Genomic DNA, 20,791 nt, shown 5'->3' with positions numbered 1-20,791 from the left:
TTCCTTGGGTATTGAAAAAATGACGATGCCTCAGCTTGGTGAATCAGTTACTGAGGGTACAATTGAAAAATGGCTCGTTCAGCCGGGAGATACTGTAAACAAATATGATCCGATTGCTGAAGTAAATACGGATAAAGTAAACGCTGAAGTACCATCTTCATTTACAGGAGTGATCAAAGAACTGATTGCAAGTGAAGGCGACACGCTTGAAGTTGGTGAGGTCATCTGTTCGATCGAAGTAGAAGGTGGAGGCTCGGCTGAAGAACCGTCTGTTCAGGAGGAACCTTCTGCAGCTGCTGAAGAGAAACAGCCAGCACCTGAGAAAAAGAAATCTGAGCCGAAGAAATCAAATGCAAGGTATTCTCCGGCCGTAATGAAAATGTCTCAGGAACATGGAATTGACTTATCATTAGTCGAAGGATCAGGTAAAGAAGGAAGAATTACAAGGAAGGATCTGCAAAAGATCATTGATTCAGGTGAAATTCCTGTTGCTAAGAAAGAACCAGTACAGGAATCTGCTCCTTCAGAAGTGAAGTCAGAAGCACCTGCAAAGCCTTCAGCCCCGGCTCCAAAACAAAATATTCAGTCTGCTCCGGGGGATATTGAAATTCCTGTAACAGGTGTGAGAAAAGCGATTGCGAGCAACATGTTAAAGAGCAAGCATGAAGCGCCTCATGCGTGGACAATGATGGAAGTGGACGTGACAAATCTTGTTCAATACCGTGATTCAATTAAGGGAGACTTCAAGCAGAAAGAAGGCTTTAATATTACGTATTTCGCTTTCTTTGTCAAAGCAGTTGCACAGGCATTGAAGGAATTCCCTCAAATGAATTCAATGTGGGCGGGAGATAAGATTATTCAAAAGAAAGACATCAATATTTCAATTGCAGTTGCAACAGACGATGCACTGTTTGTTCCGGTCATTAAGCATGCTGATGAAAAAACCATCAAAGGCATCGGTCGTGAGATTAACGAACTCGCAGGTAAAGTCCGCGCAGGAAAGTTGAAATCCGAAGAAATGCAGGGTGGCACGTTCACAGTGAACAATACCGGTTCATTCGGTTCGGTTCAGTCTATGGGCATTATCAATCATCCTCAGGCAGCGATCCTGCAGGTTGAATCAATTGTGAAACGTCCGGTTGTCATGAATAATGGCATGATTGCTGTACGTGACATGGTTAACCTTTGCCTATCGCTGGATCACCGTGTGCTTGACGGGCTCGTTTGCGGCCGCTTCCTGCAGCGTGTGAAGGAAATCCTTGAAAATACATCTGAAAATACATCCGTTTATTAATAAACTTTCAGCCGCCAGTATCATGCTGGCGGCTCTCTTTTCATATGTACAACTTTTCTTTATACTGTAAAAGAGAGAATTGAAAACGATTACAAAGAGGAGGGAGCTGCTTGGCAGCACGATTATGACATTAAGAGATTCTGAATTTCCGGGCTCAACATATGATGGATGGGCAGGGCAGGTAGAGAAAGTGTTAAAGGGGAAGCCTGTTCAATCCCTGAATATAGAAACTTTAGAAGGAATCACAATCAAGCCGTTATATACTGACCGGCCTGACCATATTGATGCTCATATATCCCGCACGTGGAAATCAAAGGCTGAATGGCACCTTGCACAGCGTGGGCAGGGGGACAGTGCAGAAGAGGTCATCGGTTTTATGAATGAAGAACTGAAAAGGGGCTCAGAAGTAGCAGCCTTAGATGAAAAATCTTCTTCAATATTTAATGAAGTACAGGCAGCTGAGTTTTTAAGCTTACAGGACGACTTACATATTTATATTAAATGTGCTGATTTAACACCATGGCAGCACGTAATTAACAACAAAAGAATCAAAGGAATATTAGGCAGATCGTGCAGTACGCCTGATCTTGATGATGAATGGTTAAAAGGGATCATTGAAATTGATCAGGTTCAGCCTGAATTAAAAAGCATAATCCTTTCAAGTGTGCCTATCCATCAAAAAGGAGCAAATACGGTACAGGAGCTCGCTTTTATCCTTTCCCAGGCCGCCAGAGTCATTCAGTTAGCTGAAAAATCGGGCTGGAGTGCTGACAAAGTAATTTCTAAAATGCACGCAGAGTTCGCGACGGGTTCAGACTTTTTTATGGAGATCTCAAAACTCAGAGCCTTCCGGGCAATCTGGCGTCATTTCACTGATCAGTATCAGATCAGTGCCAATATCTCAATTAGTACTGAAACGGCCGGCTTCACTAAGCTTACGCAGGACGAGCATACGAATATGCTGAGAAGCGGTAATGAAGCATTCGCAGCCGTTTTAGGCGGCGCAGATTATATATATGTCAGACCTTATGACTGCTTTAAATCTGCCTCATCCAGTCAGGCGGTGCGTGCTGCAAGAAACATCGGTCTGATCTTAAAAGAAGAAATGTTTTTACAGAGCCTGATTGATCCTGCCGGGGGCTCTTACTATATTGAACATTTAACGAAAGAGATTGCTGAAAAGTCATGGAGCAGGTTCTGCGATTTTGAAGATCAGGGTGGCCTGAGTGCGGTTTATCAGGATCTTATGGCTGAGGTCAAGTCAACAAGGGATAAAAGAGACTACAGCGTAAGGACAAGAAAGCAATCATTAGTCGGTATGAATAAGTATGCCCCTGCTGACAAAACCATGGTTGAACATATCCCGGATACAGCGGGTTACGACTGGGACATGCTGATTCAAAAAGTTCAAAAGTATCCTGTTAATAGAATTGCACTTGTGACAGTTGGTGAATTAAAAGACTACAAGCCACGCGCTGATTTTGTAAAAGGCGTTTTTGCTGCAGCCGGCGTTGTTCCTGACTTTGATCGTGACCAGGCAGATGTGCTCATTGTCTGTGGTGCTGATCAGGCTTACGATCAGCTATTAACGGGAGTAATCGAAAAAAAGAAGCCCGCACAGAAAATGTATATCGCAGGTAAAGTTAAAAGTGAAGGAATCGACGGGTGTCTTTATAACGGGATGGATATGGTGGCATTTCTGGAAAATGTTTTATTTACAGGGATTGGAGGAGATCATCATGAAGCCTGAGTTTAAAAAAGAATCATTTAATTGGTCAGATTATACAAATCATGACGCGGTCCAGCATGACGCGCTGATGACAAACGAAGAAATTGAAATCAAGTCATATTATACAGCGAGTGATGCAGCACATTTAGATGGTCTTCAGGAATTTCCGGGAAGTGCACCTTTTACACGCGGGCCCTATCCAACCATGTATACAACAAGACCGTGGACGATCAGACAATATGCAGGTTTCTCCACTGCAGAAGAAAGCAATGCTTTTTATAGAAGAAACCTGGAGATGGGACAAAAAGGCTTATCTGTCGCATTTGATCTCGCTACACACAGGGGCTACGATTCTGATCATGAAAGAGTGACCGGTGATGTGGGAAAAGCCGGAGTTGCCATTGACTCAGTCGAGGATATGAAGATTTTATTTGACGGGATTCCGCTTGATCAGATGTCAGTTTCAATGACGATGAATGGTGCGGTACTCCCGATCATGGCTTTTTACATTGTTGCAGCCGAAGAACAGGGTGTCACACCTGAGCAGCTGTCAGGAACGATTCAGAACGATATATTAAAGGAATATATGGTCAGAAACACATATATCTATCCGCCTGATATGTCGATGAGAATTATCGCAGATATTTTTTCTTATACAGCACAGAAGATGCCGAAGTTTAACTCAATTTCAATTTCAGGGTATCACATACAGGAAGCAGGTGCTCCTGCTGACGTTGAACTTGCTTATACGCTTGCTGACGGTCTTGAGTACGTCAGAACAGGGTTGAAAGCAGGGATCGGGATCGACCGGTTTGCACCGAGATTATCTTTCTTCTGGGGAATCGGCATGAACTACTTTATGGAAGTAGCAAAAATGAGAGCGGCAAGAAAGATGTGGGCTTCCCTGATTAAGCCGTTTCAGCCTGAAAATCCAAAATCCCTTATGCTGCGCACGCACTCCCAGACATCCGGCTGGTCACTGACAGAGCAGGACCCTTACAATAATGTGATGAGAACATTAATGGAAGCACATGCTGCAGCGATGGGACACACACAGTCACTTCATACCAATGCACTTGATGAAGCAATTGCTCTGCCAACGGATTTTTCTGCAAGAATTGCGAGGAATACACAGCTTTACTTACAGGAAGAAACAGACATAACCAATGTGATTGACCCATGGGGCGGCTCTTATTATGTAGAGACGCTCACACAGCAGATTATGGAGAAAGCGTGGGCTCATATTGAGGAAATTGAATCTCTTGGCGGCATGACAAAAGCAATTGAAACGGGTCTGCCAAAAATGCGTATAGAGGAAGCTGCAGCAAAAAGACAGGCTAAAATTGATTCCGGTAAAGAAGTCATTATTGGTGTAAATCGTCACCGTCTGGACCAGGAAGATGAAATGGACATCCTGTCGATTGATAATGAAAAAGTGAGGCAGGGACAAATTGAGAGAATCAGGCGTATGAGAGAAAGCAGGGATGAAGAAGCTGTTACCCGTTCACTTCAGGCAATTACAGATGCTGCTGAATCCGGTGCAGAAAATCTGCTGGAAAAGGCAATTGATGCAGCGCGATTGAGAGCTACGCTTGGTGAGATATCAGATGCAATCGAAAAAGTAAGCGGCAGACATCAGGCTGTGATCCGATCAGTCAGCGGTGTATACAGTGATGCCTATACAGACTCAGACGCAATTGAGCATGTCCGTGAGATGACTGAGACCTTTATGGACCAGGAAGGCAGAAGGCCAAGGATTCTGATTGCGAAAATGGGACAGGATGGGCATGACCGCGGGGCAAAAGTTATTTCAACAGCTTTTGCTGACCTTGGTTTTGATGTGGATATCGGTCCACTATTTCAGACCCCTGAAGAAACGGCTGCCCAGGCAGTTGAGAATGATGTCCATGTCATAGGCGTCAGCTCTCTTGCTGCAGGACATAAAACCCTCGTACCTGCACTGGTCAAAGAGCTTAAAAAATGGGGAAGAGAAGATATCATGGTCGTCATTGGCGGGGTCATACCTGCACAGGATTACGCTTATCTCCTGAATAACGGAGCTTCTGCTATCTTCGGGCCGGGGACTGTCATACCTGCTGCTGCAGAAAAAGTGATCGAAGAAATATACGCGCGCCTTGGCTACGAGGAAGTTACAGAGGATGAATAATCCAAACAAAAAGCGCGTATTTAAGAAAAAGGTGCAGGAGCAGATTCATATACCTGAGCTTGCTGAAAAGATTATCTCAGGCAACAGAGGCTATTTATCAAAGGGTATTACGCTGATCGAAAGCAGCGCCGCTCATCACAGGGAAAAAGCAAATGAACTTATGCAGGAGCTGCTCACATACACCGGGAACAGTATCCGTTTAGGGATCACCGGTGTGCCGGGAGCGGGGAAAAGTACATGGATAGAGGCTTTTGGAAAAACAGCAGTCAGCAAAGGTTATAAAATAGCGGTACTTGCAGTGGATCCAAGTTCTACATTATCGGGTGGCAGTATACTCGGTGATAAAACGCGCATGGAATTTCTGGCGCATCATCCTGATGTATTTATCAGACCTTCCCCGTCATCCGGCACACTCGGTGGAGTAGCAAGAATGACAAGGGAGACCATCCTTCTGTGTGAAGCGGCAGGCTACGACCTGATTCTGGTCGAAACAGTAGGTGTAGGACAGAGTGAGGGAATCGTCAGAGGGATGACAGATTTTTTTCTTCTGCTCTCCTTAACTGGTGCAGGTGACGAATTGCAGGGTATGAAAAAAGGAATCATGGAACTGGTAGATGCCATTGTGATTAATAAAGCTGACGGGTCAAACAAAGACCAGGCAATCCAGACGATGCATGACTATAATCAGATTCTGAGATTTTTGACTCCTGCTACAAAAGACTGGAAACCAAGAGCTTACACTTGTTCAGCTTTATACAACGAAGGGATAGAAGAGATCTGGGATGTCATCAATCATTTTATTGATGAAACAAAAAAGAATGGGGAATTCGATAAAAGGCGCAGCAGACAGGCTGTTGACTGGATGAACCAGCTCGTACAAATCCGTCTGAATGAAACTTTTTTTGACCGGGAGAAGAAAATCCTGATGAAAAACCTGGAGAAGCAGGTAAAACAAAACGAAATTTCAGCAACAGAAGCGGTAGATCTGTTATTTAAATCTAATGTTTAATGCGTTGTTTTACGAAGCTGTCTGTCTGAAAACAAAAAAAGGACGACAGAGGGTTCTGCCGCCAAAGAAATCTAGGGAGTTTAGGGGTTAAATCTAGATCCTAGTAGCTATTATTCCACCTATTTTCAAATATAAACCTGATTTAAAACATTTTTTCATTTTTTTCGATTTGTTAAAGTCCATTGTTGTTTCAAAACAGCTGTTGATTGAAACGCAAGGAGGCGGCTCACCGCCCGGCCGCGGAAAGCGTCCCCCTCTCGCTGCAATCAACAGCCAACTTTAACAAAGCTTTTTTCTTCTTTTGAAAAGCAGATAGTTGATAAAGATGTCCCGGTCATCTATGATAAATTTGTAATCACCTTTAAAGGAGAGTCGGAAAATGAGCATGGATTTTAATATTTTTATGAATGACGTTGTCCGTCAGGCGAGAGAAGAAATTGAAACTGCAGGATACGAGCAGCTGACTACACCTGAGGCAGTGGAAGAAACACTTGAAAAAGAAGGTACGACTCTTGTGATGGTTAATTCGGTTTGCGGCTGTGCAGGCGGTATTGCGCGCCCGGCAGCAGCTCATGCGATCCATTATGATAAGCGCCCTGACCGCCTGGTGACTGTGTTTGCCGGTCAGGACAAAGAAGCAACAGCAAAAGCAAGAAGCTACTTCGAAGGATATCCGCCTTCATCACCATCTTTCGCACTGCTGAAGGATGGAAAAATCATTTCAATGGTTGAAAGACACGAAATCGAAGGTCATGATCCGATGTCGGTTATTGCAAACCTTCAAAGCTTATTCGAAGTACATTGTAAAGAAGTTTAAGTTCTTAAGAGACCGTTCAGCACGGTCTCTTTTTTTTGGCTTTGTAGGGTTCGTTGCATTTATTACTGCAGTAGACAAATTGAACAGAGATAATTATTAAATTTAATTGTATGAAAAATCAGAATAATTTTATATTTATTCATTTTTCAAAAAGGTATTGCATGTTTATGAAAAGTTGATACAATAAAAACATAATAAATATACAAAGAGATGTATTAAAATTCATAAACGGGGGAATTACAATGAAAAAGACATTATTTACATCTGCACTCGCAGGTGCATTAATTTTATCAGCATGTGGATCTGAAGAAGAACAGTTGGGAGGCACATCTGAGGATAAACCTCAGCTTGTCATGGGTACATCTGCAGATTACCGTCCTTTCGAATATGTAGATACAGCAAATGGAGATGAAATCATCGGTTATGATGTTGATCTTGCAAACCTGATTGCTGATGAGCTAGGATTTGAGTTTACGATTCAGGATATGGAATTCAGCGGATTGATTACAGCACTGCAGAATGAACAGGTTGACTTTGTACTTGCTGCAATGACACCGACTGAAGAAAGAAAAGAAAATGTTGAATTCACAGACATTTATTATGTAGCACAGGATATGATCATTTCTCTAGATGGCAGTGAAATCACTTCACCTGAAGATCTTGACGGAAAAACAGTTGGTGTTCAGCTTGGATCAATTCAGCAGGAGTATGTAGACGGTCTTGCTGAAGAAATGGATATTACAGTTGAAACGAGAAACCGTATTCCTGAACTGATGCAGGATGTGATCAACGAGCGCTTTGATGCCATAATTGTTGAAAACACAGTAGCAGAAGGTTATCTAAATAATAATGAAGAACTGTCAGGTCAGACAATTGAAGTGGATGAGCAGGATGCAGGTTCTGCGATTGCTCTGCCGCTTGAAAGCGAATGGACAGATCAGTTCAACGAGGTGCTTGCTGAACTTGAAGAATCAGGTGAACTTGAAAAGCTCGCTGAAAAATGGTTCGGCGGGGAAGCATCGGAATAAAAAGATCAAAAGAGTGCTGCTCACAAAAAGCACTCTTTTGTTTTTCACTCATATTTTTAAACACATCCGGGAGGAATAGAAATGAATTTTGAACAAATCATTCCTTCAATGCCATATATCCTTCAGGGAATCTGGGTAACATTACAGATTATCCTGATTGCCGGGTTACTTGGTTTTGCAATAGGAATCATATTATCATTATTTAAGATCGGGAGAATTCCATTTTTAAGATGGTTTGCAGATGGTTATACATCCATTTTCCGTGGGACACCCCTTGTATTACAGCTGATGATTATTTATTATGCATCTCCACAGCTGTTTGGTGTTCAGATCGAAGCATATACAGCTGCGATTCTGTCTTTCGGGCTTAACTCAGCTGCTTATATTTCAGAAATCATCCGTGCGGGTATTCAGGCAGTTGATAAAGGGCAGCGTGAAGCAGCTATGGCACTTGGTGTCCCATATAATAAAATGATGAAGGACGTCATTTTACCACAGGCGATGAAAAATATTCTTCCTGCATTGATGAATGAATTTATTACACTGACTAAAGAATCAGCGATTGTGACAGTCATCGGTGTAACTGATATTATGAGAAGAGCTTATATCGTTGGAAGTGACAAGTTTTCGTTCCTCGAGCCGCTGTTATTTGCCGGGCTCATTTATTACTTAATGGTACTTGTTCTGACGTTTGCCGGTAAATGGGTTGAAGGGAGAATGAGAAAAAGTGATTAAAGTAGAAGGTTTGTATAAATCATTTGGTAAACTGGAAGTTTTAAAAAATATAGATGCAGAAATTAAAGAAGGGGAAGTAGTAGTTGTCATCGGCCCTTCAGGATCAGGTAAGTCCACTTTCCTGAGATGCCTCAACCTGCTTGAGGAACCAACTGCAGGAAAGATTGTGATTGGCGCGGATGAGGTAACGAGTAAAAAATTCAATCCGCAAAAGCTCCGATCAGAAGTCGGTATGGTTTTTCAGCACTTTCATCTGTTCCCGCATATGACTGTGCTTGAAAATGTTACGTATGCACCTTTAAAAGTGAAGAGTGTAAATAAATCAGATGCCGAAAAGCTTGGGAAGGAATTACTTGCAAAAGTAGGTCTCTCTGATAAAGCGAACGAATATCCAAACAGACTTTCAGGCGGACAAAAACAGCGGGTTGCGATTGCGAGAGCGCTGGCAATGGAACCGAAAGTGATGCTGTTTGATGAACCGACTTCAGCACTTGATCCGGAAATGGTTAAAGAAGTGCTTGATGTAATGAAGTCACTCGCAGTTACAGGCATGACAATGATGATTGTGACGCATGAAATGGGATTCGCTCGTGAAGTGGCAGACCGGGTTATTTTTATGGATGAGGGAATGCTTGTAGAACAGGCTGACCCGAAGGAATTTTTCAGCGCACCTGCAACAGAAAGAGCCCAAAATTTTCTGCAAAAAGTGTTATAATACCCTATATCATTCTACCCAAAGTATTCTTATACTTTGGGTTTATTACGTATCAGTATATTTTACATGCAGAAAGGAAGAATCAATGTTCCGTATAGGGTATCGTACAATTAAAACAGCTGCAGGCACCGCAGCAGCGATCGGAATTGCTAGTATGCTCGGTCTTGAAAACTTTGCATCAGCAGGTATCATCACAATATTATGTATCCAAAACACCAAAAGAAAATCAGTAAAGGCCTCATGGAGCAGGGTGCTGGCATGTCTGGTGGCGATGGTATTCTCTTATGTATTTTTTGAAGGTATTGCATTTAACCCTCTCATGATTGGACTTTTAATTTTATTCTTTATTCCGACAGCAGTTGCGCTGAAAATAAAAGAAGGAATTGTCACAAGCAGTGTCATTATTCTGCATCTCTACACAAGTAATGAGATTACACTATCTTTAATCGGTAATGAGTTAATGCTGCTGACGATCGGTGTGATTACCGCTCTTTTCATGAATTTGTATATGCCAAGTGTTGAGCGTAAAATGGCTCAGATGCAAAATCAGCTAGAACAACAATTTAAAGAGATTTTTGAGCAAATGTCAGCTTATCTCAGAGACACTCATATAGAATGGAATGACAGTCTTTTAAAGGATACAGAAAGCTTGATAAAAGAAGGAAAAACAATTGCCTTTCAGGATGTGGAAAACCATTTTCTGCGCAATGAAAACATATATTATTTATATTTTACAATGCGGGAAAAACAGTTTGTTCTGATTAAAAGAATGCTGCCGCTCCTGAGAAGCCTGAATTCAGAAGTGGAGCAAAGAGAAATGATTGCAGAGTTTGTAGAGGATCTCAGTACACATATTCATCCCGGCAATACAGCTGCTTTATATTTGAAAAAGCTTTACGATATGAAGCTTGTGATTGAAAATATGCCGATGCCAAAAGAAAGGGAAGAATTTGAAACGAGGGCTGCGTTATTTCAATTTATCCGTGAAATGGAAGAATATCTTCAGATTAAGCAGTCATTCCGGGGAATTCCTTTGTCAAGAAGACAGGCGGTATCTTAAAAAAGCAGTACCTCACTTCAGGAAAACGGTGAGGTACTGCTTTTAATTTAATTTCGTGAAAGTCAGTTTTCAAATACCGGATTTAAAAAACAACCATTGATAATCCGATTGCAAGCGTTGAAGCAAGCATCGCAAAAATCATGAGGTAAACGATAAAAGTTCTGAATTTGCGGTTTCGCAAAATGATTCGCTCCTTTTACAGCATAGTGCTTTAATTGTACACTGAACCCTGTTCCGGCGCAAGTAGTGGTCAACTTCAGCTGATATCGTTACAATAGAAAAGTAGTCGTTTGAAAGGAGCATTCATATGAAAAAAACGGATCACATCGGTGTAGCAGTAAAATCAATTGAAAATGCGCTTCCTTTTTACACAGAAATGTTAGCGCTTACTTTAATCAAACAGGAAACAGTTGAATCCCAGGGGGTTAAAGTTGCTTTTTTAGATGCAGGAAATATAAAAATTGAACTGCTTGAGCCTGTAAATGATCAATCTCCAATCGCCCGGTTTATTGAGAAAAAAGGTGAGGGGATTCACCATGTTGCGTTCGGCGTGGAAAATATAGATAAGAGAATGGACGAGTTAACTTCAAAAGGGTTATCTTTCACTGCAGAAAAATCCAAACCGGGTGCCGGTGGTGCGCAGGTTGCATTCCTGCATCCCAAACAGGCACACGGAGTATTATATGAGCTTTGTGACCATTCATATAACGGAGGCGACGATCATGAGTGATATGTTTGAAAAAATTAACGAGCTGTATGACCGAAGAAGAGAAATTGAGCTTGGCGGCGGTGACGAAAGGATTGATAAGCAGCACGAAAAAGGAAAACTGACAGCACGTGAGAGAATTGAGTTACTGGTGGATGAAGGGTCATTTGTAGAATTAAACCCTTTTATCGAGCACAGATGCGGTGATTTTGGAATGGAGTCTCAAAAAGGTCCAGGTGACGGCGTGGTAACCGGATATGGAAAAGTAAACGGACGGCCGATTTATCTGTTCTCTCAGGATTTCACTGTTTTTGGTGGTGCTCTTGGAGAAATGCATGCTGCAAAAATTGCCAATGTGATGGATCTCGCTGCCAAAAACAGAGCACCTTTTATCGGGCTCAATGACTCCGGAGGCGCACGGATTCAGGAGGGCGTAGTGTCGTTAGATGGCTATGGTCAGATCTTTTACCGTAATTCCATTTACTCGGGCGTGATGCCTCAGATTTCAGTCATTATGGGACCGTGTGCAGGAGGCGCTGTATATTCACCGGCAATTACGGACTTTGTGTTTATGGTGGATAAAACAAGTCAGATGTTTATCACAGGTCCAAAAGTCATTGAGACTGTTACAGGCGAAAAGATTTCCTCTGAAGATTTAGGCGGTTCGAAAATACATAATGCAATCAGCGGCAATGCACATTTCCGCGCTGAAACTGAGCAGGAAACGCTGGAGCAGGTCAGACAGCTGCTCAGTTATTTACCGCAGTCTAATGAAGAACAGCCTCCAATGGCCGACATTCCGGATGAATCCGATGACAGACCTGATCTTGCTGATGCAATCCCATTCGATCCACTTCGTCCTTATGATGTGCGTCTTGTGATTGACCATGTTGTAGACCGTGGTACGTTTATGGAGGTGCAAAAAGAATTCGCACGTAATATCGTTGTTGGTTTTGCCAGAATAAAGGGGGAGACGGTCGGACTGGTCTGCAATCAGCCGAAAGTGATGGCCGGCGGTCTGGATATTGACTCAAGTGATAAAGCTTCAAGGTTTATCCGCTTCTGCGATTCGTTCAACATTCCGATCATTACTTTTGAAGATGTAACAGGATTTTTCCCGGGAATCAAACAGGAGCACGGGGGGATCATCAGGCATGGTGCAAAGATTTTATATGCTTATTCAGAGGCAACCGTTCCAAAAATGACAGTGATTCTGCGTAAGGCATATGGTGGCGCCTACGTTGCACTGAACAGTAAATCAATCGGTGCAGACCTGGTATTTGCATGGCCAAATGCAGAAATTGCAGTAATGGGTCCTCAGGGTGCAGCTAATATTATTTTTGCAAAAGAAATCGCAAACAGTGACGACCCTGAAGCAATGCGTGCCAAAAAGATCGAAGAATACCGTGAAAAGTTTGCCAACCCGTTTGTTGCTGCATCAAGAGGGATGGTTGACGATGTCATTGACCCGAGGGAGACAAGAATCAAATTGATTCAGGGTCTTGAGATGATGAGAAACAAGCATGAAGAACGTCCGAAAAAGAAGCATGGCAACATACCGCTGTAATTAGCTGCCGTTCTTCGTTATACTAAACACTTAGCATAGAATAGTGGAGGTTTTATCATGAATAAAGACCGTATTGTAAACCAGTTTATTGAACTGGTGAAGGTGGATTCAGAAACGAAATTTGAAGCAGAGATTTCTGAAGTACTGAAGAAAATATTTACAGAGCTTGGCTGTGATGTGCTGGAAGATGACAGCATGAAAGAAACAGGTCATGGTGCAAATAACCTGATCATTACACTTAAAGGTGAGGATCAGTCAGCAGACACGATTTATTTCACTTCGCACATGGATACAGTGACGCCTGGTAAAGGTATTAACCCCGTGATCAAAGAGGATGGTTATATTTATTCTGACGGTTCAACCATTCTGGGAGCAGATGACAAAGCAGGGATTGCAGCAATGATCGAAATGATTCACCAGCTGAAAGAACAGAATATTAAGCATGGTGATATTCAATTTATCATTACGGCAGGTGAAGAATCAGGACTCGTAGGCGCAAAGGCACTTGATCCTTCGTATGTAAAAGCGAAGTACGGATATGCAGTTGACAGTGACGGACAGGTTGGAAACATTATTGTAGCCGCGCCGACGCAGGCAAAAATAAAAGCTGTTATTCACGGTAAAACTGCACATGCCGGTGTAGCTCCTGAAAAAGCAGTATCAGCGATCACCATTGCTTCTAAAGCCATTGCAAATATGAAGCTTGGCCGGCTTGATGAAGAAACAACAGCGAACATCGGCCGTTTTGAAGGCGGAAGTGCAACGAATATCGTCTGTGACCGGGTTGATATATTAGCCGAAGCAAGGTCGCTTGTGCCTGAAAAAATGGAAAAGCAGGCAGCTTCAATGAAAAAAGCTTTTGAAGATGCCGCTGAGGAAATGGGAGTAAGAGCCGATGTGGACATTCAGGTCATGTATCCCGGTTTCAAGTTCAATGAAAATGACCATGTGGTTCAGCTTGCAAAACGCGCAGCAGAGGCAATCGGCAGAAGTTCTGAATTGCTGACAAGCGGTGGCGGAAGTGACGCGAATGTCATTGCAGGTATGGGTGTGCCAACCGTAAATCTTGCTGTAGGATATGAAGAAATTCATACAACCAATGAACGCATGCCGGTTGAAGAACTGGTGAAGCTGAGTGAATTATTAACGCAGATTGTGATTGAAAGCAATAAATAAAAGAGCGGGTTTTCCCCGCTCTTTTATTTATATATAACATAATAATATTATGTTAACTAAATGCAACTGGAAGTGTCTAGTCTTTTATGGTACATTAGCATTACTTAGTAAAGGGGGATAAAGATATGTCTGATGGATTAAAAGTAGTCGTTTTTACATGCGGAAATGAAGAGTACGCCATTTCAATTCATGAAATAGTGTCTATTGAAAAAGCAGAGAAAGTGACTGCTGTTCCACATTTGCCAAAATTTATGCCTGGCATAACAGAGGTAAGAGGTGAACTCGTACCGGTACTGGATTTTGAGCAGATTCTTTATCACCAGCCTTTAGTTGCAGAAGATGCTAAAATGCTGGTCGTTAAAACAGAACAGCTGTCAATTGCGATCAGAGTAAAAGATGCAAAAGAAATTATTGATATTCCATCTGAACAGCTGAAAGAAATCGGGCTTGCAGCTTACAAGCATACAGAATATTTTACCGGGGTAGCACAGCGGGAAAACCGTCTGATTACAATCATTGATCCTGAAATATTGACTGAAAACCTCGAAGGTATGAAGGAAATCAGAGATTATATGATTCAAATGAAGACATCAGAACCCGTGTAGGTGCTGATCCTTATGTTCCTTTATACAGGAACATTTTTTTTTGCTGTTTTTTCATGTAAAATCTGAAGAGAGCAAAAGAAAGGGCTGAGTTGATGAGTAAGGGCAAAATTATCCTTCATATTGATATGAACAGCTTTTATGCTTCTGTGGAAGCGGCTCATCAGCCTGAACTGAAGGGAAAACCGATTGCGATAGCCGGAAACCCTGAAGAACGCAGAGGAATCGTTGTCACATGCAGTTACGAGGCGCGCAGTAAAGGTGTAAAAACAACTATGCAGGTTCATGAAGCACTGAAGTTGTGCCCGGAACTGATTATTTTACGGCCGGATTTTACACGTTACCGTCAGGCGTCTAAAGCCATGTTTGATATTCTAAGAAGCTATACTGAGCTTGTTGAGCCTGTATCGATTGATGAAGGGTATATGGATATCACTGAACTGGAAGGTAACCCGATTGACCTGATTAAAGAAATTCAGGACCGGATATTAAGAGAGCTGGATCTTCCATGCAGTATTGGTGTCTCACCTAATAAATTCCTATCCAAAATGGCTTCAGATATGAAAAAGCCGATGGGGATCACAGTGATAAGAAAAAGAGAAATTCAGGAGAAATTGTGGCCTCTCCCGATCAGGGAAATGCATGGCGTAGGGGAGAAAACGGCAGAAAAGCTGTCATCCTTATCAATTACTACAATTAGTGATCTGGCAAAAGCAGATGATATTCAATTAAAATCGCTTTTAGGGATAAACGGTTTGAAGCTGAAAAGCAGGGCTAATGGAATTGATCCGAGAAAAGTTGATCCTGAAAGTGTTTATGATTTTAAAAGTGTAGGGAATTCCACTACTTTACCGAAAGACCTGACGAACCAGACTGAATTACTGAAAATCATTGACCAGCTTTCAGTCAAAGTAAGTGAGCGCCTGAGATCCAAGCAGATGCTCGGATACGGTCTGCAGGTCATGATCCGCTTTAAAAACAGAAATACGATTACCCGCAGCCTGACGCTCAGTCATCCGTTATATGATCAGTCTCATATCTCTGAACACGCCAGAGCGCTTTTCCTTAAACACTGGAATGGCACGCCTGTCAGACTGCTCGGGGTAACCGTTCAGGATCTGGCTGATAAAAGTCATGCTTATAAACAGATCGACCTTTTTACTTATGAAGATGATGTGAAGTATGAACCGGTAGAGAAGGTCATGAGGGAGCTTGAAGAAAAGCATGGTAAAGGTATTCTGACAAGAGGACTAAAAAGCTCAAAAAACCATCAGAATGCTGAGACCAGTTTCAGTAAAGACTTTTTAGATGATCACAATTAGAAGGTCATGATTAGATTTTTTCGCGTTTAATGATACAATAGTTTAGGATCAAAGGGAGAACGAATACAGAAAGGAAGTTGATTATGTCAAAACACCAGTTTGGCGTTGTTGGTTTGGCGGTAATGGGTAAAAACCTTGCATGGAATATTGAAAGCAGAGGTTTCTCAGTTGCCGTATATAACCGATCTTCTGAAAAAGTTGATGATATGTTAAAAGAATCTGAAGGAAAGCAGATCCACGGTACATACAGTCTTGAAGAGTTCGTGGAATCTCTTGAAACACCAAGAAAAATCATGCTGATGGTAAAAGCAGGTCCAGCAACTGATGCAACAATTTCCGGGCTGCTGCCACTGCTTGATAAGGGCGATATTCTGATTGACGGAGGCAACACTTTCTACCGTGATACAATCCGCCGTAATAAAGAATTAAGTGAATATGGCGTTCACTTTATCGGAACAGGCGTATCAGGCGGTGAAGAAGGCGCTCTTACAGGTCCATCAATCATGCCTGGCGGACAGAAGGAAGCATATGACCTTGTAGCACCGATTTTTAACGAAATCTCTGCAAAGGTAAATGGAGAAGCCTGCAGCACCTATATCGGGCCTGATGGTGCAGGACATTATGTGAAAATGGTGCATAACGGCATTGAGTATGCTGATATGCAGCTGATTGCAGAGTCTTATTTCCTGATGAAGCAGGTGCTTGGACTTGATGCAGAAGCACTGCATGAAGTATTTTCTGAATGGAATAAGGGAGAGCTTGACAGCTACCTGATCGAAATTACTGCAGATATCTTCAAAAAGTATGATGAAGAAACCGGTAAACCGATGGTGGATGTCATCCTTGATAAAGCAGGACAAAAAGGAACGGGTAAATGGACAAGCCAGAGTGCGCTTGATCTTGGTACACCTCTTCCGATTATTACAGAGTCTGTATTTGCCAGATTCATTTCAGCACTTAAAGATGAGCGTGTAAAAGCAAGTGAATTGTTAAACGGACCGACTCCACAGTTACCTGAAGAAGATAAAGCAGAATGGGTAGAAGCAATCCGTCGTGCACTATACATGTCAAAAATTGCTTCATATGCTCAGGGCTTCGCTCAAATGAGAGCTGCTTCTGAAGAATATAACTGGGATCTGAAATTCGGGGAAATTGCGATGATTTTCCGCGGCGGATGCATTATCCGTGCACAGTTCCTTCAGAAAATCAAAGAAGCATATGACAGAGACCCACAGCTGATGAACCTGATGCTTGATGATTATTTCAAAGAGATCGTTGAAAACTACCAGAGCGCTCTTCGCGACGTGATTGCACTGGCTGTTAAAAATGGTATTCCGGTACCAGGATTCTCTACAGCATTGTCTTACTATGACAGCTACCGTACAGCAGTCCTGCCGGCTAACCTGATTCAGGCGCAGCGTGACTATTTCGGTGCTCACACTTATGAACGCGTTGATAAAGAAGGAACATTCCATACTGAATGGATGGAATAACATATACCCGTCTCTCATGATTGAGAGGCGGGTATTATAGAATGGAGAGACAATATGCGAAGATTATATGGTGCAATTGTATTGTATGCAGGGATCATGCATTTTTTTAAAGAAAGGAATTTCAGAAAGATTGTTCCACCTTTTCTGCCTTTCAAAAAAACAATCGTTTATCTTACAGGTGTGATTGAAATTGTGCTCGGTGCGATGCTTGTACTAAACAAGGGAACTAAGCTTGCAGGAAGAGGACTCGCCCTGTTTTTAGTGGCAGTGTGGCCTGCAAATATTTATATGGCGCAAAGAAACTTTCCGATTGCCGGCAAAAGAATGCCTGCTGCATTATGGGGAAGGGTGCTGTTTCAGATTCCGCTGATCAAATGGGCATTAAATATTTCAAAAAAGTAAGGCGGGATGATCCGCCTTACTTTTTTGTGGGTTGAACCATCCGGGTCCGGGGAAGTGGGGTATGTACAGACAGGGGAGCGAAGGAATCGTATACAGAAGTGAGGGGAATATCCATGGTGCTGAAAGAATTAACGTTTAAAAGGAAGGAAATATGTCGTTCTGGATACGAATGATTGAAATGAATCCTGGATTGAAGGAATCATAACCGGGATTGAGAGTATAATATTCAAATTGAAGGAATAATTGCCAGAATGAAGAGATTCCACCCATCCGCCTCATTGTTCTCCATCACCACTTCAACTCAGCCAAAATTAAAACCCCCCGTCGCGGAAACGAATCTGACGGGGGGTGATTTCTATTCTTCTACGTCTAGCTCCCCGATCGGCCACCATTCAAAGCCGTCTTTTTCCAGAAGAGAGTCGCTTCTTTCAGGACCCATTGACCCCGCAGAGTAATTCGGGAACGTTTGATCTTTTGTTTTCTCCCAGTGATCTGAGATTTTATCTACAAAGCTCCATGAGTGTCTGACCTCATCCCAGTGTGTAAAGTTTGTTGCATCACCCAGGATACAGTCCAGCAATAACTTTTCATATGCTTCAGGTGTGTTAATACCGTCAATACTGCTAGCTGAATAACTCAGTTTCACACTGTCAGTATCGATTCCCTGCGCTGTTTTCTTTGCATTCAGGTGTAGCGTAATGCCTTCATCAGGCTGAATATGAATCACAAGCAGGTTAGGATCAAGTGAATGCTCTTTATTGTAATACAGGTTCATCGGGATGTCCTTGAACTGTACAACGATTTTAGTAGACTTTACAGCCATGCTTTTTCCTGTACGGATATAAAATGGCACCCCTGCCCAGCGGAAGTTATCAATCATCACTTTACCTGCTACATACGTTTCAGTATTCGAGTCACTGTCTACATTTGCATTTTCACGGTAACCTTTTTGTTCACCTTCATGATCAGGACCATACTGACCTCTGACAAAGTAATCATCAACTTCTTCGCCTTCTACCGGTCGAAGGGCACGCAGTACCCGTACCTTTTCACTTCTGATTTCATCTGTACTCAGACTGATTGGCGGCTCCATTGCAAGCAGTGCAACCATTTGCAGCATATGGTTTTGAACCATATCTCTTAATGCACCACTCTTTTCGTAATATCTGCCACGTTCTTCAACACCGAGCACTTCTGAAGAAGTAATCTGTATATTTGAGATAAAGCGGCTGTTCCAGAGCGGCTCAAATAAAGCATTTGCAAATCGGATGACTTCAATATTCTGTACCATTTCTTTCCCGAGATAATGGTCAATTCGGTAGATTGATTCCTCAGGGAATGACTGTCTGATCTGATCATTTAATACATTTGCTGATGGCAGATTATGACCAAACGGCTTTTCAATCACAAGTCTGCAGAATCCGCCGTTATCCGTGAGTCCATCTGCTTTCAGATGGTCAGTAATGGTACCGAAAAATTCTGGAGCCATTGCCAGATAAAAGATTCTGTTTCCTTTTAGATCAAACTTCTCATCTAATTCATTCGCTTTATTTTTCAGTTTTATGTATGATGAGGAGTCTTCCACATCATGAGATTCATATACACAGTGCTCAATGAATGCTTCAATATGATCATGGTTATCTGACGCCTGTGTTAATGAATTGCGAATGTGGTCTGTAAACTGCTGGTTAGACCATTCACGTCGTCCGATTCCAAGCACTGCAAATTGTTTTTCCAGACTCCCTTTCAGGTAAAGCTGATATAATGAAGGGTACAATTTGCGTTTAGCAAGGTCTCCGGTTGCGCCAAAAATCATAATTAATGTTGGTGGTGTAGATGTCTGTTTCACTTTCAGGACCTCACTTTATTTTCAATTCGGCATGATGCCGGAAATACAATATCTAAATTGTATAGCGGCTTACAGCCAGATGCAACCTTTACGCTGAACTTGAACATACAGGCAGAACGATTTTTCTGACTGCAGCAGAAAAGCATTTACTAATTTGAATAATTGTTACATATAAGGAGGAAGATTATGCGATTGCATTTTCTGGGAACCGGAGCAGGTGTGCCCGGCAAAGAGCGGAATGTTTCTTCACTTGCGCTAAAGGAAGTGAACAAACACGGCGATATATGGCTGTTTGACTGCGGTGAAGCAACTCAGCATCAGATACTTCATACGTCTATCAAGCCAAGAAGAATAAAAAAAGTATTCATCACACATCTGCACGGTGATCATATTTTCGGTCTGCCTGGGTTTTTGGGCAGCCGATCATTTCAGGGGGGGACAGAGCCGCTGACGGTTTACGGACCAGCGGGTATTAGAGAGTATATCAGCACTGCACTTAAGCTGAGCAGGACCTACTTAAAATACGATCTTGAGATCATAGAAATAAGTGAGGGGACTTCAATTGATGATACTGACTTTATCATTTCAGTGAGAAAGCTTGATCATGTTATTCCTTCATATGGATATAGAATCGATGAAAAAGACAGACCGGGAAAACTTAATTCGGAAAAACTTCAGCAGTTGGGCATCCGCCCAGGGCCGGTATATAAGCAGTTAAAAAATGGCGAGACAATTGAATGGGAAGGAAGCATGATTAACGGCAAAGATTTCATTGAGCCGCCTGTAAAAGGAAAAACGATCGCAATTGCAGGGGACACAAGGAAGTGCAATGCAGTGATTGACCTGGCGAAGGGAGCTGATCTCCTGATACATGAGGCGACATTTGGAAGTGAAAATGAAAAGATGGCATATGACTACTATCACTCCACTTCAGTGCAGGCAGCAGAGATTGCAGTTTCAGCAGGAGTGAAGTCACTCTGGCTTACGCATATCAGTGCCCGATATGCAGAAGGAAAGGAAAAAGAGCTGTTGAACCAGGCCAGGGAGATTTTCCCCAACAGTTTTATTGCTTCCGATCTGCTTGAAGAAGAGCTCTGAAAAACAGAAAAGGCTGGGACTC

Annotated in this window: 19 protein-coding genes; 17 read left to right on the top strand and 2 right to left on the bottom strand. The window is 42.4% G+C overall.

Annotated features, from left to right (window positions below; all coding sequences use genetic code 11):
• The first annotated feature begins 19 nt into the window (after positions 1-19).
• The 9 genes from UFB30_RS07640 (at position 20) to UFB30_RS07600 (ending at position 10,554) form a co-directional block, all read left to right on the top strand.
• Positions 20-1,294 (top strand): dihydrolipoamide acetyltransferase family protein, encoded by a 1,275-nt coding sequence (locus UFB30_RS07640; RefSeq protein WP_435390868.1) that lies wholly within the window; start codon positions 20-22, stop codon positions 1,292-1,294.
• Positions 1,295-1,373: 79 nt separating this feature from the next.
• Entirely contained in the window at positions 1,374-3,044 is a 1,671-nt protein-coding gene (locus UFB30_RS07635) for a methylmalonyl-CoA mutase family protein (RefSeq protein ID WP_322421091.1), read from the top strand.
• A complete protein-coding gene (gene scpA, locus UFB30_RS07630) occupies positions 3,034-5,190 on the top strand; it encodes a methylmalonyl-CoA mutase (protein WP_322421090.1) in 2,157 nt (718 codons plus the stop codon). Before UFB30_RS07635 ends, scpA begins: the two co-directional genes overlap by 11 nt.
• Complete coding sequence (meaB, locus tag UFB30_RS07625; protein ID WP_322421089.1) at positions 5,183-6,199, top strand: methylmalonyl Co-A mutase-associated GTPase MeaB; 1,017 nt, start codon at positions 5,183-5,185, stop codon at positions 6,197-6,199. The genes scpA and meaB overlap by 8 nt, the downstream gene beginning before the upstream one ends.
• Positions 6,200-6,578: 379 nt before the next feature.
• Entirely contained in the window at positions 6,579-7,016 is a 438-nt protein-coding gene (locus UFB30_RS07620; RefSeq protein ID WP_039809563.1) for a BrxA/BrxB family bacilliredoxin, read from the top strand.
• 242 nt (positions 7,017-7,258) lie between these two features.
• Positions 7,259-8,044 carry a transporter substrate-binding domain-containing protein gene (locus UFB30_RS07615; protein ID WP_322421088.1) on the top strand — a complete coding sequence of 262 codons (786 nt, stop codon included), beginning with the start codon at positions 7,259-7,261 and terminating at the stop codon, positions 8,042-8,044.
• Positions 8,045-8,125: 81 nt separating this feature from the next.
• Positions 8,126-8,779, top strand: a complete 654-nt coding sequence (locus UFB30_RS07610; protein ID WP_435390801.1) for an amino acid ABC transporter permease — start codon at positions 8,126-8,128, stop codon at positions 8,777-8,779.
• Positions 8,772-9,494, top strand: a complete 723-nt coding sequence (locus UFB30_RS07605) for an amino acid ABC transporter ATP-binding protein (RefSeq protein WP_322421087.1) — start codon at positions 8,772-8,774, stop codon at positions 9,492-9,494. Before UFB30_RS07610 ends, UFB30_RS07605 begins: the two co-directional genes overlap by 8 nt.
• An 85-nt stretch (positions 9,495-9,579) precedes the next feature.
• A complete protein-coding gene (locus UFB30_RS07600; protein WP_322421086.1) occupies positions 9,580-10,554 on the top strand; it encodes an aromatic acid exporter family protein in 975 nt (324 codons plus the stop codon).
• A gap of 82 nt (positions 10,555-10,636) precedes the next feature.
• Here UFB30_RS07600 and prli42 read toward each other — a convergent pair whose 3' ends face one another.
• Positions 10,637-10,735, bottom strand: coding sequence for a stressosome-associated protein Prli42 (prli42, locus tag UFB30_RS07595; protein ID WP_152614722.1), 99 nt, complete (start codon positions 10,733-10,735; stop codon positions 10,637-10,639).
• Positions 10,736-10,861: 126 nt separating this feature from the next.
• Between prli42 and mce the strand changes: the two genes are divergently transcribed.
• The 7 genes from mce (at position 10,862) to UFB30_RS07560 (ending at position 17,822) form a co-directional block, all read left to right on the top strand.
• Positions 10,862-11,284 carry a methylmalonyl-CoA epimerase gene (gene mce, locus UFB30_RS07590; protein ID WP_322421085.1) on the top strand — a complete coding sequence of 141 codons (423 nt, stop codon included), beginning with the start codon at positions 10,862-10,864 and terminating at the stop codon, positions 11,282-11,284.
• Positions 11,277-12,827: an acyl-CoA carboxylase subunit beta gene (locus tag UFB30_RS07585; protein WP_322421084.1), complete on the top strand. Its 1,551-nt coding sequence runs from the start codon at positions 11,277-11,279 to the stop codon at positions 12,825-12,827. Before mce ends, UFB30_RS07585 begins: the two co-directional genes overlap by 8 nt.
• A 54-nt stretch (positions 12,828-12,881) precedes the next feature.
• Complete coding sequence (locus tag UFB30_RS07580; RefSeq protein WP_322421530.1) at positions 12,882-14,003, top strand: M20/M25/M40 family metallo-hydrolase; 1,122 nt, start codon at positions 12,882-12,884, stop codon at positions 14,001-14,003.
• A gap of 125 nt (positions 14,004-14,128) precedes the next feature.
• Positions 14,129-14,608 carry a chemotaxis protein CheW gene (locus tag UFB30_RS07575; RefSeq protein WP_322421083.1) on the top strand — a complete coding sequence of 160 codons (480 nt, stop codon included), beginning with the start codon at positions 14,129-14,131 and terminating at the stop codon, positions 14,606-14,608.
• A gap of 92 nt (positions 14,609-14,700) precedes the next feature.
• A complete protein-coding gene (locus tag UFB30_RS07570; RefSeq protein ID WP_322421082.1) occupies positions 14,701-15,927 on the top strand; it encodes a DNA polymerase IV in 1,227 nt (408 codons plus the stop codon).
• 83 nt (positions 15,928-16,010) lie between these two features.
• The gene (gnd, locus tag UFB30_RS07565) at positions 16,011-17,420 is read left to right on the top strand and encodes an NADP-dependent phosphogluconate dehydrogenase (RefSeq protein WP_322421081.1); all 1,410 of its coding nucleotides are present in this window, start codon (positions 16,011-16,013) and stop codon (positions 17,418-17,420) included.
• Positions 17,421-17,474: 54 nt separating this feature from the next.
• The gene (locus tag UFB30_RS07560) at positions 17,475-17,822 is read left to right on the top strand and encodes a DoxX family protein (protein ID WP_322421080.1); all 348 of its coding nucleotides are present in this window, start codon (positions 17,475-17,477) and stop codon (positions 17,820-17,822) included.
• 355 nt (positions 17,823-18,177) lie between these two features.
• Here UFB30_RS07560 and zwf read toward each other — a convergent pair whose 3' ends face one another.
• Positions 18,178-19,671, bottom strand: coding sequence for a glucose-6-phosphate dehydrogenase (gene zwf / locus UFB30_RS07555; protein WP_322421079.1), 1,494 nt, complete (start codon positions 19,669-19,671; stop codon positions 18,178-18,180).
• Between the two features lie 186 nt (positions 19,672-19,857).
• Between zwf and rnz the strand changes: the two genes are divergently transcribed.
• Positions 19,858-20,769 (top strand): ribonuclease Z, encoded by a 912-nt coding sequence (rnz, locus tag UFB30_RS07550; protein ID WP_322421078.1) that lies wholly within the window; start codon positions 19,858-19,860, stop codon positions 20,767-20,769.
• The last annotated feature ends 22 nt before the right edge of the window (positions 20,770-20,791 follow it).

The sequence above is a fragment of the Jeotgalibacillus haloalkalitolerans genome (assembly GCF_034427455.1).
GTDB lineage: Bacteria > Bacillota > Bacilli > Bacillales > Jeotgalibacillaceae > Jeotgalibacillus > Jeotgalibacillus haloalkalitolerans.
Note: the sequence above shows the minus strand (reverse complement) of the source record. Positions and strands in the feature narration are given on the sequence as shown.